Origin of the sequence: Leptospira levettii (genome assembly GCF_002812085.1) — a bacterium.
Lineage (GTDB): Bacteria > Spirochaetota > Leptospiria > Leptospirales > Leptospiraceae > Leptospira_A > Leptospira_A levettii.
Window position 1 is genome coordinate 38,954 of the sequence record NZ_NPDM01000010.1, and the last position, 17,040, is coordinate 55,993.

The window sequence follows — 17,040 nt, forward strand, 5'->3', positions numbered from 1 at the left end:
AATGCCGAAAGGTCAGAGAAAAATCCTTATCATTGAAGATTCTGAACTGCAAAGGAAAGTTCTCAGCAGGTGGATTACCAAAAATGGTTACATCGCGATTGAAGCTGAAACCATTTCAGAAGCACGGGAAAAAATACTCGGTGAACCAATCGATGTAGTATTACTCGATTGGGAATTACCGGATGGCAATGGTATCGAATTAATTTCGGATATACTCTCGACGTCGCCCGTAGGTTGGCTTCCCATCATTATGGTAACAGGCCATACAGAACCCGAATATTTTAAAATCGCGATAGAGGCAGGGGCAACAGACTACATCACAAAACCTGCCAAAGAAATCGAATTACTTGCAAGAATTTTTAGTGCCTTACGAATCAAAGCGTTACATGACCAATTGCGTGAAACTGCGATCCGAGATGTGATGACCAATCTATATAATCGGCGTTATATGGAAGAAAGGATCGAACAAGAATTCCAACGTTGCAAAAGGCATAATAGCCAATTATCACTGGCAATGATTGATCTCGATAAATTTAAGAATATCAACGACACATTTGGTCACGAAATTGGAGACCAAGTGATCAAACAATTGGCCCATGAATTAAAAACAAGTTTTCGTAAATCAGATATCATCTCTCGGTTTGGAGGGGAAGAGTTTGTCATCCTATTCCCAGAAACGGGCGTTGCCGATGCGACAAGAATCTTAGACCGCGTGAGAGAGAATGTTTCCAAACTGGAAATGAAATCGGATACGGACCAAGTTTTCCATTTTACCTTTAGTGGTGGAGTTGCTGGCGGAGAATTATCGGACTTCCAATCGAACCAAGAATTGTTAAAAATCGCGGATAAAAATTTATACGAAGCAAAGTCTTCTGGACGAAATAAAATCGTTAGCTAACATATCTGATTATCCACTTGAACCTCCATCATTCTTTTTACCAATTAACCCCCGATACGATTTTAAATGCGATCGAATCCCTTGGGTATGAAACAACCGGAAGGTATTTTGTATTAAATAGTGTTGAGAATCGTGTTTACGATATCGAAACGGCAAAAGCTGGAAGGATTGTTGTTAAATTCTATCGACCAGGGAAATGGAACCAAAAACAAATCCTAGAAGAACATGCTTTTTTACAAGAGTTAGCGGCAGAAGAAATCCCTGTTCTTGCACCGATCGCAATTGATGGAAAAACACTCTTCGAATGGGAAGGAATTTACTTTGCCATTTGGCCTTTACGCAATGGAAGGATTGTAGAAGAAATCCAATCAAACGATTTGGAACGAGTGGGAGCACTCCTCGGAAGGATCCATTCTGTTGGGAAACGAAGTCAAATCAAAAGTAGACCATCACTTGATATACCAAGTTATGGACTCACTGCGCTGCAATATATCTTGGATCAAAAATTCATCACGAATCAAACTTTGGCGGAACGGTACGAAACAAATGCACGCAGTGCCTTTGCAGTTTTTGAATCACTGACAAAAGAATACCATATCCCTTCCCAAAGGATTCATGGCGATTGTCACAAAGGGAATTTATTAATCTCTCCCGATGGATTTAGCATTTTAGATTTTGATGATTTTTTACATGGACCCATTGTTCAAGATTTTTGGATGTTACTTCCGTTTGGGGAAGCAGATCGTAAACATGAGTTCTTTGATTTTTTTGCTGGTTACTGTATGTTTGCAGACTTTGATGAAAACTGGCTCAAATTAATTGAACCATTACGAATCATTCGATTCATCCATTATGCAGCATGGATTGGAAAACGTTGGGAAGATCCATCGTTTCCCTCTCTTTTCCCTCATTTCGGAACAGAAGAATATTGGTTAAAAGAAACGTTAGATTTAGAAAATGCAAACCGTGATTTGGATGATGCCAATCCTTCTCCCTCTACTCCGAAAGAAAACGCAGAACCAGAGATGACGAATAAAGATTTTTTTTGGGATTGGGATAACTAAGATTTAAAGAAGGTGTGAAAGAGCCACAGCCAAGGCATGGGATACATTCAGTGAATCGATTTGGTTTTTCATTGGGATGTAACCAATCGCATCTGATGAATCCAACACAGTTTCCTCAATCCCGTTAGCTTCATTCCCAATGATGAGAACTAAGTTCTCTTGTTTTCCCATCTCTTGGATGGTTTTTGATTTTGGAATGTGATCTGAATTTTCCTTGGGAAGGGCGAGTGCGATCACTTTCGCAGACCTCTTCTTCATTCGGTGAATCGATTCGGGTAGGTTGGCTGATTTTGCTACCTTCAATTGGAAGATTGCACCCATGGAGACTCTGACAGAACGTCTGAGGTAGGGTGAGGCTGACTTGGTATCGAGTAACACCGATTGGATGCCAAAGGCTGCTGCACAACGAAGGATTGAGCCTATATTTTCACTATCAACGATTGCATTGAGGATAAGGATGGGAGACGTTAGGTCTTCTTCTTTTGCCCATTTTTGTTTCCCAACTGCCATAAACCCTTGGTGCACATGGAAACCAATGGTTTCTTCAAAGATGGATTTATCGGCAACAAAACACATCTCTTCATTTTGTAATTTGGATGTGATGAGGTCTTTGTGTTTTTGCCAATATTTCTCTGTGCAAAAAACCGATTGGACTTCAAAATCTGATAAAAGCAATCTAACGGCTGTTTTTTCATGATCCGCAACGAAAGTATCAGACAGTGATTCCTTCGATTTCAGAAGCGAATAATCGGTGAGTCTTTCGTCATGTGGGGTTAGGATTTTTTGCATGAGTCTATTTCTATCTTATGTGCACCTTCTCAAAATGCTGTTATGCACTTGGTCGGATTTAAACTTTAAAAAGGTTTTGTAAAAATTTCCCTTTTAAGTTTTTGTAAATCGAAAAGTCTAAATCAATACTAACGATTCGTTCGATTCCCATTTTTTCCGAAATACACATTAAGGAAGCATCAGCTAAATCCATAGGTAGATCTGAATACTTTCTCATTCGATTTTTAATATATTTAAGATCCTCGATATTTAAATCAAATATTTTGATACTTCCTCTTTCAATCCATTCAAGAAAGTCTGATTGTGCTTCAACTGAGAAAGAAAGCAGATATATAACTTCGGTAATCACTGGCCACGAAGAAACTAATTCACCATGATAAGATTTAAGAAATTTTAGAGTCTGTTTGTGGAACTTATCTTTCGAATTGAATAACGCAATGATAGGACCGGAATCAATGAGAGCTACGTGTTTCATTCTTCTTTCCGATTGCTTTCTGTAGGTAAGCTTTTCGATTCTGAGCTAAATCAGAATTCGCAGAATCATATTTTCCAAACAAATCTAAACCTAATTCATAGGGAGTTTTGTTATCCCCACGACTTTTGATATAGTGCAGAATAGATTCCTTCACTATTTCTGTGCGACTTTTCCCTTCAGATTTTGCAAATGAATCTAGTTTTCTTTCTAGTTCTGGGGGCAGGCGTAGGCTGATCATAATTTAAAAATGTAATACGGAAGTGTATTACAGTCAAGTCCTATTTTTTTTGTCAGACTTAAGTTTTTTTCGTCTTTGCGCATATGATTTAAGAGAGACGATGTTCCCTAGCTTTAAGTCCCGTATTACAGCTTTTCCGCGATATTATACGACGTCTGGTTTTAATCCGAATTTTGCCGCTACTTCATTGACTCTAGTATCAAAACTATGAAATGCAAAGTTTGATGAATGCATAACATCTTTTAAAAAAATTGCAGTTGCAACATGGATACCATCTAAAGACCTACAATCTGCAATTTCCTTCTTTAATTCAATGATTGATTGAATACTCTCGTCAATTTTCATTAAGGAACATTCAGAAAGTAATTCTTTTAGTAGTTTTTCATGCTTCGAAAGCCATTGCGCAGAAAGGTTCTTTTTGTTATTTTTAAAGAATCTTCTTAAAACAATAGTCGCTTCTATTAGGGTAAGGATAGAACTCACTTTTTCGCTAGGAGCATTCCAAATTTTTACTGCCTTATCGTTAAAATGATCCCCTAGAATGATAGAAAGTATAATACTAGATTCAATATAGTAGATCATTTATATTAAAACTTATCTTCTTTTGAGTCTTGGTATAAGGCCCACCAATCTCCTTGTTTTTTATGAGTTAGGTTTTGTTTTTGAATTTTACTGATTTGTGTAGATTTTCGTTTAGCAGGAATTAATTTTCCTTCGCTTGCAAGTTGATTCAGAATTTTTTGTACATTATTGTCGGAGTTTTCTTTTTCGGGATATTTGAGTTCTGCAACAACTCTGTTGTGCTCTGTAATGAGCACATTTTCACCATTTTTAACTAATTCGATATATTGGCTAAGATGAGATTTTAATTCGCGAATTCCGACCGATATCATAATATTAAATTGTGACCATTGTGACCACTTTTGTCAATTGATTTTCCTGTAGAAATTGTCTTTCTTTGTCGTCTTAAATTAGGAATTTTAATATTTAACGTTCACTTGACCGTCCTTGCACATAACATTCCTTATTTCACTATCACATATTCAGTTTGGACAAATCCATTCGGAAAGGTTTGTGTTTTTCTATGTTTCAGATCAATCTCTCTCTCAATACCATTAAAGAGTGGGATCCCACTTCCAAGTACTATTGGAATTTGAGTGATTGTGATTTCATCCAATAGGGATTCTTTAAGAAACGATTGGATGAGTTTCCCACCGTCCACATAGACATTTTGGTACTGATTCGATTCGAGAAAAGCTATGAGTTCTCGTAACGAGCGTGTGAAGATCGTAATCTGATGTTTCGATTTGATTTGGTAGTTTGGATTGTTTGATACCACGATAACAGGTACGTTTTCGAATGGATAGGGTTCGAACTGTAAAACAGTTTCAAACGTAATTCGACCCATCACGATACAATCGATGGATTTCATAAACTTTTCGTATCCGAAGTCTTCATTTTCCAGATGGTATTTTTCCGAGTGAAGCCAGTCGACGGATCCATCTTTTTTTGCAATCAATCCGTCTAGGCTAGTTGCAATATATGCTTTTAATGATATCATATTTCTACACTGTAGAAATTATCAGAAAATGAAAGAAAAAATCACAAATCAGGCCTTACGTTTGCTAAAAAAAGAAGGATTAAAGTCCTTCAGTATGCGAAAACTCGCTGAAAAATTAGCAATCGATCCGATGACGATATACTATTACTTCAAAAATAAAGACCAACTTTTGGCCGAGCTTGTGGATGTAGTCTTTCGCAAATTTTATGAGGGATTACAATTGGAGGAAACAAAAGCGAAAGAGAAAGAAAAATTGGAATCAGTGCTTATAGAGTATAGATCCTTTTTTATCCAATACATTGATTTGTCTTTATACCTGATCCAAAGTCCAAACGAGGAATACCCGGCAGTGAGACTGTTAAATGATATGATCTTGGATTTGATCCAAGCCTCAAGTCCCTACGAGGATCCAGAACTCACCAGGGACATTTTGGTTGATTTCATTCATGGGAACGCACTCTCTGTTTCCAACAAGCCACGTAAACGATTGAATGGTAGAACAAAAGAGAAGCAAACAGAGCAATTTAGAGAATCACTTACAATCCTCTTCCATCGTTTGTTTTATAACACTCGTTTGACTTAAATTGGTTTTACTCTATCCTTAGTGGAACTACTAGATTGGAATCATTCTGATTCAAAACATATTATCTGCTTAGTCTTTAAAATGAGTTGCGTTTCGCCTCTTTTCAATTTTCTATACAAATACTCGTTATCCTGTCGCACTTCATGAATTTAGATCCAAGAACCGTTGTTTTTATCAATATTGTCGGATGTCTTTTGATGTCGGCTGGCCTATGGTTTGCTTCGGGTTATTATTTTAAAAAACTCAGGATGGTGAAGGCTTGGTCCCTTGCGACTTTGTTGCAAGGTTTTGGCTGGATTGTCATGGGCGCTCTTCGGGGCCAAGTCCCTGATTGGGTATCCATTAGTTTTGGTAACACCTTCATATTCTTATCGATTGTGTCTTATCATGTTATCATTGTGAATTTATTTGGGAAAAAAGCAAATTGGAAAGTAGGAATCTTCTTTGCGGCAGTACTGTTTGGAACACTTGTACTCTATCAGTTTTCAACATTCCCACCACAATACCGGATCTCGATTCTTTCTTTCTTTCCGAGCGTTTATTTTTTTCTCACAGCAAAAACGATCTATGTTGAGAACAAAAGACAACGACTAACAGGGAATTTTATATTTTATTTTTTCCTCTTTAGCGGTTTATTTCTTTTTGGCCGAGTTCTTGTTTATACATTTACGGAAGTTTCAGTCACTCAAATTGCATTTGGGAAAGGGCCAATCCAAGACATTACCTATTTATTTTTTTATATTATCTCTGTCCTGATTACATTTGGTTTTTTATTAATGTGCATTGATATCTTTATCAAAGGACAAATCCAAGATGAAGAGAAATACAAATCGCTCGCCGAAAATTCGACTGATATCATTTGGGTATGGAATTTTGATTTAGAAAAGTTTACGTATGTGAGTCCTTCCATTACGCAAGTGACAGGGTATTCCATCCAGGAAGCATCAGATCAACACCTATCGAATGCATATACACAAGATTCTTATTTGCAATTGAAGGAATTGTTAATCCCACGGATGAATGATTTTCGTACTTCCAGTATGAAAATCCCTTATGCCTACGAACTTGAGTTAGTGCGAAAGGATGGATCTACGATTTGGATTGAAGCCAATACAGTCTTTCAAAAGAACCAAAATTCAGAAATAGAATTACTCGGTGTCTCTCGTGATATTGATGGCAGGAAAAAATCAGAAGAGGAGATGAATCGTTATTTTAAGGAACTACAATTATTAAACCAAACAAAAGATAAATTTTTCTCCATCATATCTCATGATCTAAAGGGTCCTATCGGTGGGATGAATACATTCATTGGCATGATATTGGAAGATATGGAAACCAGGTCTCCGAAACGAATACGAAATGATCTGAATATTTTATACCAATCCTCAGGTGAAGTGTATGCCTTACTTGAAAATTTATTAACTTGGGCTAGGTCTCAAACCAATGAGATATCATTTTTACCAGAGAATGTATCCGTGAAAACGTCGGTGGATACTGTTATCTCTTACTTTACGTTTATGACATCAAATAAAGGGATTCGGGTTCAGAATTTAGTTGGGAATGATATTTATGTTTTTGCTGATGAGAATATGTTAGAAACGATATTAAGAAATTTAGTTTCTAATGCGATTAAGTATTCTCATGTTGGTGGGGAAGTAAAGATCACTGCAGAACTAAAGGATGGAAATGTATCCATTCAAGTAGAAGATTTTGGGACAGGAATATCAGATGAAATTCGAAGTACGTTTTTTCAAATTGATGCCAAACAAAAAAGTATGCCAGGAACCTTAGGCGAAAGAGGCACAACTCTTGGTTTGATCCTTTGTAAGGAATTTATCGAAAAAAACCATGGGAAAATTTTTGTGGAGAGTGAAGTAGGGAAGGGATCTAAATTTTACTTCACTCTTCCCAAAGGCAATTAAGCGTTACTCCGCGACAACTTTTGTGCCATCAGAGATTCCATCACCTGGATACAAAATGATGGATTCTCCTTCCTTCAAACCATCGTTGATGAGACTAATCCCTTCACTTTGGTTTTCTACGTTTACAAATCGTAATTTTGCTTTTTTCTTCTCAACAGTATACACCGCCCATTTGTCATCTTGGCGGAAGAGTGCTGAACTTGGTATGAGAATGGAGTTTGGTTTTTCGAAGAGAATGATCTTACATTCTAATTCATAACCATCACCCATTCCACTCGGAGGATCAAATGCGATTGATATAGGAACTCTTTGTTCTTCCACTCCAAGAGAAGAAACCTTCGTAATGGCTGCGGGTTCAATGTTTGCGATTTTCCCTTTTAAGATTTGTTCGCCAAATCCAGACAGATTCACAGGATCACCTAATGTCAGTTCTGGCATGTCTTCCGTTAAGATATAGGCTATGATTTCTAGTTTGGAAAGATCGCCATACTCTAAGATTCTTTCCTCCATGGCAACGGGACCAGCACTCTCTCTGTATACTTTTAAAATTTGGCCATTCGTATTGGCTTTCACAGTTTTGACAATGTCCCAATCGACAGTGAGTAGGGTCATACCTTTCCTCACTTGGTCACCCGCATGGAGTTCTACCCTTCGCATCACCCCATTCACAGGCGAATACACAGTATATAATTCTTTGATCTTTGATTTCCCTTGGACGGAAAGGATTTGTTGGTACGTTCCTTTGGATACTTTTGAGATCTCAACTGGTTTGGGATTCTTGCGTAAAATTAAGAAGGAGAAACCAACAAGCAATAATACTCCAATCCCAATCTTTGCATTCTTAGATTTTAATATTTCTACGAAATCCATTTGCATCTTTTATTCCCTTACCTTTAAAACACTTAATAAATCCATGGTTTTTAATTTCCTAAATACAATCAAATAGCTAATCCCCGCTGTGATTAAAGCAAGTAGGATTGAATAATAATATGTGGAAGGGTAAATCGTGGCGGGAATTTTGAATCCTTCTGTTTCATTACTATTTAAGATTAAATTTGCCACTTGGTATCCAAAGAAACACCCGATGGGAATGGCACATAGAATTTGCCATGATAATTCCCAAGCAATGATGGCAAATACCTCTTTTAACGTGAATCCTAAGATCCGCAAACTTCCTAATTCATAAATCCTTTCGGAGAGAGTGATCATTGCCGTATTGTAGATCACTCCTATCGAGATGATGACAGTAAAAATGAGGATGATGACAGAGGTAGATTGTAAGGATCTCTGCATCACTTCTTGGAACCCCTTGAGGATGGCTGTTTTGGAAAAAAGACCAATGACGAGTGGATCATCTTTAAATTCTTTGATTAACTCAATGTCTTTCTTTGGATCTGTTTTTAACAAAGCAGTATTGATGAGATTTCCTTCTTCTAAGATTCGATTCAAATTCTCTTTGTTTATGAATACACCTTGTCCCAAAATTTCATTGGCAAAGGATGTGACTTGGACAGAAAATTTCTTTTTTTCTCCATCAAGAGTTTCGATTTGAATTGTTTCACCCATATGGATGTCCATCCGTTTTGCTAAGTCTTGGTTTACCATGATTCCAGAAATTGGAATTTGTAAGGGTTTTAAATCTTGTCCGAGAATTTTTCTTAATTCGGAATGATCGGGAAGGCCTGTGAGGACTATGTCTTTACTCTTCCTGTCCTTTGTCATCTTAATCGGAATGGACCTTTGCCCTTCCGCAAGGAAAACTCCATCCATCTCTTTCAGTTCGAATAAAACAGACTCATGGATGGGATTACGAAATGTTAATGTCAATGACTCACGTTGGATAGTATTAAACTGCAAATCCAAAAGAGATCCAACTGTATCTTGGATGAAGTTTCCAATGATCATGATCATAATGGATGTGGATAATCCAAGAATCGTTAAGAGTGTTCGCATGGGCCTTTTGAATAAGTTTCGGAGTACCATCCTTTGGATGGTTTGCATATTGGTGATCCATGATTCCCAAAATGCGATGGAATATTTCCCGGGGGGAGCAGGGCGCATGGCTTGTGCTGGGTCTAGTTTGATGATGCTGTATAAGGAAAAAAGAGTGCCGATCCCGCCAATGAAGATTCCAAAGAAAAAACTAAAGAACATCAAAAGAGGTGGGAATACAGGAATCAAATGGGGGAATTTATAAAATTCTCCATATAGGTTTGTCATCGCATTTCCAAGAATGTACCCAATGAAAATTCCGAGCATACTGCTAATTGCAGTGATAAAGGAAATGAGTTTTAGATAATGGAAAACAATTTGTAAGGCAGTGTATCCTAATGCGCGTAAGGTTGCAATTTGTTCTCTTTCTTTTGTGATGAGACGATTGGAGATGATGTGTAATAAAAAGGCCGCGATGGCAAGGAAGATCCCAGGAAGGAAAACTGCTGTTGTCCGCAGTTGTCTAAATTCATCGTTTAAAAAGGATTCGGAAGGTAAAAACTTTCGTTCTTTGGCACCAAGGCCACCGTATTCATCCAGGATTAAATCTAAGTCGTGTAGTGTTCTCTTTCGATCTAAGGGATCTTTTGTGAGTTGGAAAATCACCTGATTGAAGGAGGATTCAAAATTAAAATTGGCTTCGATAGCCTCTCGTTTCATCCAGAAGATTCCATAGTGTTTGTCATCAGGGAGAGGGTTTCCTGGGCGAAAGACATAGACAAATTCTGGAGAGAGTCCAATCCCTGTGACCGTAAGTAGGACACGTTTCCCTCCAATGATCGTAGAGAGTTCTGCTCCAGGTTCTAAATCATTTGCTTTGGCAAAACTTTCGCTGATCACCACTTCTTGGTTTTGTTTTGGTAATGATCCTTTGGTTAAATAGATGGTATTGATGTGATCGGTTAAGGATAAAAGTTGAGCCGCAGAAGGATACACTTCGCTTGGGAAATCCAAAACGATTTCTTTTGAAATCCTTGTTTCGAAATTGGTAATCCCAGGAAGGTCTGCAATTTTTCGTTCTAAAAAATTGGGAGCACGATTCAAATACACAAACCCATCACATAAACTTTGTTTGCTGTAAAATTGTTCCTTGGCTTGTAATAAAGAAAAATAGGATGACCACGATGCGGAGAAATAACTGAGACCTGCTGCGATGACAAGTCCAACAGTTAAACCTTGTAAAGAGATCGTTTTTAGATCTCGTAACAGTTTTAAATTGAGAGTGGAGCCAATCACCAACTCACCTCAGAGACTGATTTTTTGTGTTTGTTCTTCGCGTCAGAAACAATGGTTCCATCTTTGACGAGTATGATGCGGTCCGCAATTTGAGCGATGGATTCATTATGGGTGATCACAACGGTTGTGGTTCCTAGGTCTTTGTTGATCCCAGTGATTGCTTCTAAGACAATCCTTCCTGTTTTAAAATCCAATGCTCCCGTTGGTTCATCACATAACAAGAGTTCTGGTCTTTTGGCAATGGCTCGTGCGATGGCAACCCGTTGTTGTTCGCCACCGGAAAGTTGTGCTGGGAAGTGATCTTTTCTTTCACTTAATTTCACAAGTGTGAGAGCTTCCAATGGTGACATGGAATTTTTTGATAGATCGGTTACAAGTCTTACGTTTTCTTCTGCAGTCAAACTTGGGATTAAATTATAGAACTGAAAGACAAAACCCACATGGTTCCTTCGGTAGAGGGTTAGGCCTTCATCTGACTCGAGTGCTAATGTGTTTCCATGGAAAAGCACTTCTCCAGTGGTTGCGGTATCCAAACCACCTAAAATATTGAGAAGGGTAGATTTGCCAGACCCTGAGGCTCCTAACATGACAACCAGTTCCCCTTCAAAAAAATCGACATTGACCGAATGAAGAGCAACGAGAGGCACTTCGCCAACTTGGTATGTTTTTCCGAGGTTTTTGGTTTGGAGAAGTGGTGAAGGCTGTTTCATCTTATGTTTCCAGAAATCGAGTGGATTGTCAAATTGTACAGATTATACTTTTAAAACAATCCTGTGAACAGAAAAAACGAAACGTGATAGGAGTAGGTGATTGATACTTATCAATCCAAATTAGAGATTTCTACGATTTTTATGTTGGAAACATGGCCGGAAATGATTTCAATATCCTTTTTTGTGACTCCGAAATGTTTCGCTAGAAGACCAACTAATTCTTGATTGGCTTTGCCTTTGATCGGCAATGATTTTAACTTTGCTATGCATTCCGTCTCGGATTGAAATTCCAGGCTTTGCGTCTTTTGGTTTGCTTTCACTTTCACTGAAATTTTCATTTTGAATCTAATGCGTGGAACAGCCGATATATGGCAAAAAAATTGTTTCCAGATTAAAAGAATTGAATATTTCAGAAAAATCCAACGATTTGAATTGTTGAACTATATATGCGAAAGTACAAAATTCTAATTCTTTTTTCTATACTGCTCTTTCTCTCTCATTGTGTCAAAAAGAAAGCCGACTCAGGTATCCCAGACAATGTTTTGTCACTCCTTCTCGTCAATTCATTACTCAATTCCAGTACAGGCCCGTGTACGACAACGGAATCGATAGAGCCCATTCCCATTGGTGCTTGGTCTCCCAATGGAGATGTATTCCTATATACCTCGATATCTCCAGTTACTTTGAACAAAACGCGTCCCATGGTCCAAGTCGTATTAGAGAATCTTGATTCGATTCCAGGTGGATTATTTCCGTTATGGTATTTGGATCGAAATAATCCGAGCACTGGGTTTCTCAATAAAGACGTAGCAACCTATATCGGTTATAATACCCATACTTCGATGTTACCTTATGCTAAAGATACTTCGTATGCAACAAGTCCTGCCGTTTCCATATCCAATACGGTAGATACTTCGCAACCATTGGGAGTTGATTTTAATTTCGAAGATCCCTCAGGTGCGAAGGTTACCTTTGTTAATTCCTGTCGTAAGTTGGAGATTGATGAATCCAATTTTCAAACTTCAACCGCTCTTAGTTCTACGAGTGGATTAAACCATTTCTGGAACTCAGAAAAAAAATTGAATGTTAATCTCATCTTTGTGAATGGAGGGAATGGGCCAGCGTACCCGATCCAAACAGAACAAGCTATCGAAGTTGCCTTGAATCGATGGAAAGAAAATTATGCAAAGTCATCCGTCAGAATCAAACTCAATGTGTCTGTGATATCAGCAGATTTATCTGGTTATGATATGATTTTTGATCTTGGAACCGAGACTGGATTTCCAGGGAGTCTAGGTGGATTGTTCCAAACAACAAGTTTTGTGGGCAAACCGAATGCACTCAATGTTTTCATTGTCAGAGAGGAAATCCAATATGGAGGTGTACTTGGTGTGTCAGGTGGAATTCCAGGTCCTGCTACGATTCTCGGAACCAAACAATCAGGGATTGTTGTCTTTGTCGATGCACATCGATTGTATTCCAATCCTGGAGAAGTGATGACTTACGATGAACAAGTATTACTTGGTGAAACCTTATCTCATGAAGCAGGACACTTCTTAGGGCTTTGGCATGTCACAGAAGCATATGGAGATAATGGAGCGATCGCCGATAAAGATCCACTCCGAGACACACCTACCTGTCATATTTCAAATGATATCAATTTCAATGGTATTATCGATTTAAATGAATGTTTGGGGGGAAGTGGAACAAATTCAGGCGGGCGAAATATGATGTTTTGGTCCGGGGCAGTTGGTTTCACACAAGGTGAGATTACGGCGGAACAAGGGTGGATTCTTAGATTGAATCCTTTGGTATATTAAATGAAACAAGTTCGATTCCCATTCATCATTTTAAGTCTCTGTATCTTTGTTATGTTTCCAATCAATGCAGAGGATTTAGATCTCCAAACATACCTAAAGATCAAAGAGATTCTCTCTAACTCTCACCACCAAGAAGAAGGTGAGGTTTACAAAGAAAGAATTGGAAAAGTGACAGATGTTCCATTGCCTTATTTGATCAAAATTGCCCAATCCAAAGATAACTATGTTTTTATTCGAGCAAGAGCGATACGTCTATTGGAGTTGTACCAAAATCCTACAAGCCAAGTTGCTCTTGAAAAAACCATTGAAGACACTCATGAAAACTCTCATCTTCGAAAACTTGCCATCAACACTTATTCAAGGTTTTCCAAAATTGATCCAAACAGACAAACTCAATTCATCAAGAAGTTTGAATCCGACAAAGAGTTAGGACCAGTTGTAAAGAATACGAAGAAGACAAATCTGAATCCCAAACAGAATCAAATTGATCCAAATAAGTTAAAACAATTGAATCGAAACTGATATTGTTAATGCGTACAGCATTCACAGCACCTAATGTAGATTAGGGTAGAAAAACTATATCCAAAATTCGACAATACACCCTCGTTTACTGTCGAATTTCGAGTAGATCATTACGTGATGCAGTGAGCAACGTGCGATAATGTATATTATGTCGCATATCATGCGTTAGCTGCATAATCAAATTCTAACAAAATTCATAAATCCATGTCAATACCTTATTAATTTTGAAAACCAAAAAATCCAACCAAATTACCCAAAACTGCCAGAACCATAGCAGTTATTAAAAAGCAATATACCGTAATAATGAAATTTGCTTGGAAATAAGTGACACGGCAACTGAAAGTCTAATTGAATCAATCTTGTATTTGACTAACCAAAACCAGCTATTACCGATTCTAGTTAATCATCGATTAATTATCCTCTTATATTAATATCGAAGAGCGAATTCAATTCCTATTTGCCTACGAATATCTTTGTTTTCAGGGTATGGTCCGAATCCGGGCTGACTTCCAAGTAAAAAGGGGATTGGGTTGAAACTTGAACCACTTGTTAACAAAGTAAAAAAATTGCCAGGCTCTTTCACTTTACTATCAACGATTCTATGGGTGGCTTCTGAATGAGAATAATTTAAACCAAAACTTACATTTTCTGAAATCATAAAACGATATCCTAAACTTATACGATTCCCTTCCATTTCAGATTCTACTTTTCCTTTCATTTTTGTCTCTGAAGGGAATGCAAGTGTAGGAGATAGTGCTAGCAAAGATTTTGTTTTGTTTTTGTAATCGCCTGAATTTGCCACACTTTTTAAATACTCATATTCAATGGTTAGGTTATGGCCTTCTGCTATTTTTAAGTTATAACCCAAACCCAAAATAGCATTCAAATATACCTCATTGTAAGTTGTCTCATTAATTGGAGCAACCGCAAAACCACTTCCTTGCGTTCTCGATCCGTTGATTGTAATATTAGAATTATAGATGTTATATGGAGATGTAGCCTTGATTTCATTTCCATAAATTTCACCACCTAATCTCAAAGCCAAACCTTCCAAAAATTTCTGACCAGAATCATGAAACAAATAAATGTTTTCTGCTACTTTGATATTTGCCGTCCGTAGTCTATTGGATGTAAATTCATACGCAGTAAAACTTTCAGAAGCTAAATTGATTGCAGAAGAGCCTGAACCAGACCTAAGAGACGATGTTGCATACACTCCAGTGTAATTTGAGTCTGCAAACAAAGTAGCATACGAAATTCCAAAATCTGTCCCAAAAAGCCCACTATGACGCTTATTTATTCCAAACTCAACACCCTTCCCTTTAAATTGATTAGTAGCGGGCATTGTTAAATTAGTCGTCCCACCTATCAATCGATTAATGATTAATGAATTTTGAATACTTAGCCCATTTTTCAAAGTTGCTGAATCTACTGTAAGATCGTATCCTCGAATGTATACCGCCGATTCACGTGTATCAACTGCATAAAGAATAGAATTCAGAAGAGTCAAGATTAAGCATATTGTTTTTTTCATTTATTCGTTTTTCCTAATTTTTACACAAAAGAATCAATCCAGGAAATTTAATCAACTAATTTTAGCCTAACAGTAAACAAATATAAAACAAACAGATGTTTTACTGTCAAACCGATTTTAGTAGTCTTTAATAACAAATAAGCGTTTCGAAATACCAATTTAGGCTTGTATTAAAAGGAAAGATGGAATTATAAATTGCGTTCCAATTCAACTTTATTATATATATTTTAATTAAAAATAGATTTCGTTTAATTTTTGATTACCTGTATATCAATTGAGTGGTAACTCACTTTTTCTGATTCAAGCGATATGTAAACTTGAAGTGACTTTCCCACTTTTGTTGGACCAAATTTTAAGTTAGTCAAATCCGCATAATTCAACTTTCATGCTTCGCTTTGAACTACAGAGGAGCCAAAAAATTTAAAGGTGAATGAGGCAGGGCCTCATCTCGCCCCCACCCCCTTCTTCGCTTCTTTCTTCAAATATTCCACAGCTTCCATGGCAAGATATCCTGCTTTAACAATTGCTCGTGGATTGTTTTCCAAGATCCTAAGCCAAGACCCAATGTATTCTTTATGTTGCAACTCTCCGCTAAAACCAAATTCACCAGCAAAGATAGCCGAGCAAAGTTCAGCGACCAATTCTTCAAAAGCATAATTTCGAATACCATCAGATAAATCTCGATTCAATCTGTGAAAAGCTCCAGTCCAATGGCCTAACTCGTGTAAGTATGCCGCCCAGTAGTTTGCTTCACTTATGAAATACTCCTTTTTTGGCATCCAAATTGTATCTGATTGGACGACATACGCTGCTCGATCATTTCCGATCTCCTCCATCTTGTGTTTGATCGATTTCACAAACTGAGCAACGCTTTCGGGAGCATTTTGAACCGTCATCTTGACAAACAAATGATATTCACTTTCAGGAACATTCACTTGAGCAATGTTTAGGACAGGATATGCTTTATGGACCAAACAGGATTTATATTTAATTTCCGTTTCTTCAAGTTCATCCTCGCCACCTTCAACTGCAGATTTCTTTTTGGGAATGATTGGAATTTGAACATGACAAGGGTATAAAACTTCTGTTTTTGTCGATTCCCCTGCTTTCAATGAATAACCGAGTTTTTTCCATTGGTTCTCAGTGGCCCAAACGGGATAAGTAAACCCGAACTTCACTAAGTCATTGGTGAGCCAAAAGGTATTCAGTAAACCATAGTACTTGTATGTATATGCATTCATTGGAAATCCAAAACTCCGCCAAGGTTTGACCCACTTCTGAAGACTGCCTGACTGGATCGCCTCCATCACATCCTTTGTAATACTTTTAGTAATTTCCTTTGATTTGTTCTGTTTCATACAAATGGATGTAAAGCCAACGGAGAAAGTGTCACAATTTTAAGAAAAAAGTAACGGTTGGATTCATCGGCAAACAGAAGAGAATATAAGTGTTACCTGGGACAAATGGGAGATTTGGATAAAAAAAATTTATAGGATGGGATTTGGTAAAAATCGATTAGAATCGTAGGTCCAGGAAACAAGATCAACAAAATGTAAACTTACAAACATACTTGTATCAGAAGTTGTGGAGGCTACCAATCATGCCACAGTTATCATTGTCTTTAGATCAAGATACATTCAAAAAATTGTATTAGCTGCCAGATAAGAAAAAGTTTCGATCTCTCAATGGGTAAAAG

General features: G+C 37.5%; 18 protein-coding genes. 6 read left to right on the plus strand and 12 right to left on the minus strand.

What is annotated here, in order from left to right; translation table 11 throughout:
- Position 1: 1 nt before the first annotated feature.
- Both dgcR and CH354_RS18150 read left to right on the plus strand, forming a co-directional pair.
- Positions 2–898, plus strand: a complete 897-nt coding sequence (gene dgcR / locus CH354_RS18145) for a diguanylate cyclase DgcR (protein ID WP_100726776.1) — start codon at positions 2–4, stop codon at positions 896–898.
- A gap of 17 nt (positions 899–915) precedes the next feature.
- On the plus strand, positions 916–1,962 hold the full coding sequence (locus CH354_RS18150) for a serine/threonine protein kinase (protein WP_100726777.1): 1,047 nt from the start codon (positions 916–918) through the stop codon (positions 1,960–1,962).
- 3 nt (positions 1,963–1,965) lie between these two features.
- On the opposite strand, the gene CH354_RS18155 is transcribed toward CH354_RS18150, so the two are convergent.
- The 6 genes from CH354_RS18155 to CH354_RS18180 all read right to left on the minus strand — a co-directional run bounded on the left by CH354_RS18155 (position 1,966) and on the right by CH354_RS18180 (position 5,025).
- Entirely contained in the window at positions 1,966–2,751 is a 786-nt protein-coding gene (locus CH354_RS18155) for a TrmH family RNA methyltransferase (RefSeq protein WP_100726778.1), read from the minus strand.
- Positions 2,752–2,809: 58 nt separating this feature from the next.
- Positions 2,810–3,226 carry a type II toxin-antitoxin system VapC family toxin gene (locus tag CH354_RS18160; RefSeq protein ID WP_100726779.1) on the minus strand — a complete coding sequence of 139 codons (417 nt, stop codon included), beginning with the start codon at positions 3,224–3,226 and terminating at the stop codon, positions 2,810–2,812.
- The gene (locus CH354_RS18165) at positions 3,204–3,464 is read right to left on the minus strand and encodes a ribbon-helix-helix protein, CopG family (protein ID WP_100726780.1); all 261 of its coding nucleotides are present in this window, start codon (positions 3,462–3,464) and stop codon (positions 3,204–3,206) included. Before CH354_RS18165 ends, CH354_RS18160 begins: the two co-directional genes overlap by 23 nt.
- Positions 3,465–3,608: 144 nt before the next feature.
- Positions 3,609–4,046, minus strand: coding sequence for a PIN domain-containing protein (locus CH354_RS18170; protein WP_100726781.1), 438 nt, complete (start codon positions 4,044–4,046; stop codon positions 3,609–3,611).
- Between the two features lie 5 nt (positions 4,047–4,051).
- Positions 4,052–4,357, minus strand: coding sequence for a type II toxin-antitoxin system Phd/YefM family antitoxin (locus CH354_RS18175; RefSeq protein WP_100726782.1), 306 nt, complete (start codon positions 4,355–4,357; stop codon positions 4,052–4,054).
- 131 nt (positions 4,358–4,488) lie between these two features.
- The gene (locus CH354_RS18180; RefSeq protein ID WP_100726783.1) at positions 4,489–5,025 is read right to left on the minus strand and encodes a dihydrofolate reductase family protein; all 537 of its coding nucleotides are present in this window, start codon (positions 5,023–5,025) and stop codon (positions 4,489–4,491) included.
- Between the two features lie 28 nt (positions 5,026–5,053).
- Here CH354_RS18180 and CH354_RS18185 point away from each other — a divergent pair, with 28 nt between their 5' ends.
- Together CH354_RS18185 and CH354_RS18190 are read left to right on the plus strand one after the other, a co-directional pair.
- Positions 5,054–5,608, plus strand: a complete 555-nt coding sequence (locus CH354_RS18185; protein ID WP_100726784.1) for a TetR/AcrR family transcriptional regulator — start codon at positions 5,054–5,056, stop codon at positions 5,606–5,608.
- A gap of 143 nt (positions 5,609–5,751) precedes the next feature.
- Positions 5,752–7,530, plus strand: a complete 1,779-nt coding sequence (locus CH354_RS18190; protein WP_207764248.1) for a PAS domain-containing sensor histidine kinase — start codon at positions 5,752–5,754, stop codon at positions 7,528–7,530.
- Positions 7,531–7,533: 3 nt separating this feature from the next.
- Here CH354_RS18190 and CH354_RS18195 read toward each other — a convergent pair whose 3' ends face one another.
- The 4 genes from CH354_RS18195 to CH354_RS18210 form a co-directional block, all read right to left on the minus strand.
- The gene (locus CH354_RS18195; RefSeq protein ID WP_243396153.1) at positions 7,534–8,400 is read right to left on the minus strand and encodes an efflux RND transporter periplasmic adaptor subunit; all 867 of its coding nucleotides are present in this window, start codon (positions 8,398–8,400) and stop codon (positions 7,534–7,536) included.
- 9 nt (positions 8,401–8,409) lie between these two features.
- Positions 8,410–10,758: an ABC transporter permease gene (locus tag CH354_RS18200; RefSeq protein WP_243396154.1), complete on the minus strand. Its 2,349-nt coding sequence runs from the start codon at positions 10,756–10,758 to the stop codon at positions 8,410–8,412.
- On the minus strand, positions 10,755–11,468 hold the full coding sequence (locus tag CH354_RS18205; RefSeq protein ID WP_100726786.1) for an ABC transporter ATP-binding protein: 714 nt from the start codon (positions 11,466–11,468) through the stop codon (positions 10,755–10,757). The genes CH354_RS18200 and CH354_RS18205 overlap by 4 nt, the downstream gene beginning before the upstream one ends.
- A 110-nt stretch (positions 11,469–11,578) precedes the next feature.
- Complete coding sequence (locus CH354_RS18210; RefSeq protein ID WP_100726787.1) at positions 11,579–11,806, minus strand: DUF167 domain-containing protein; 228 nt, start codon at positions 11,804–11,806, stop codon at positions 11,579–11,581.
- Between the two features lie 108 nt (positions 11,807–11,914).
- Here CH354_RS18210 and CH354_RS18215 point away from each other — a divergent pair, with 108 nt between their 5' ends.
- Positions 11,915–13,288 (plus strand): M43 family zinc metalloprotease, encoded by a 1,374-nt coding sequence (locus CH354_RS18215; protein ID WP_100728683.1) that lies wholly within the window; start codon positions 11,915–11,917, stop codon positions 13,286–13,288.
- Positions 13,289–13,810, plus strand: a complete 522-nt coding sequence (locus CH354_RS18220) for a HEAT repeat domain-containing protein (protein WP_100728684.1) — start codon at positions 13,289–13,291, stop codon at positions 13,808–13,810.
- A gap of 427 nt (positions 13,811–14,237) precedes the next feature.
- On the opposite strand, the gene CH354_RS18225 is transcribed toward CH354_RS18220, so the two are convergent.
- Both CH354_RS18225 and CH354_RS18230 read right to left on the minus strand, forming a co-directional pair.
- Positions 14,238–15,344, minus strand: coding sequence for a hypothetical protein (locus CH354_RS18225; RefSeq protein ID WP_100728762.1), 1,107 nt, complete (start codon positions 15,342–15,344; stop codon positions 14,238–14,240).
- A gap of 443 nt (positions 15,345–15,787) precedes the next feature.
- Positions 15,788–16,702 (minus strand): ArdC family protein, encoded by a 915-nt coding sequence (locus CH354_RS18230; RefSeq protein WP_100728763.1) that lies wholly within the window; start codon positions 16,700–16,702, stop codon positions 15,788–15,790.
- Positions 16,703–17,040 lie beyond the last annotated feature (338 nt).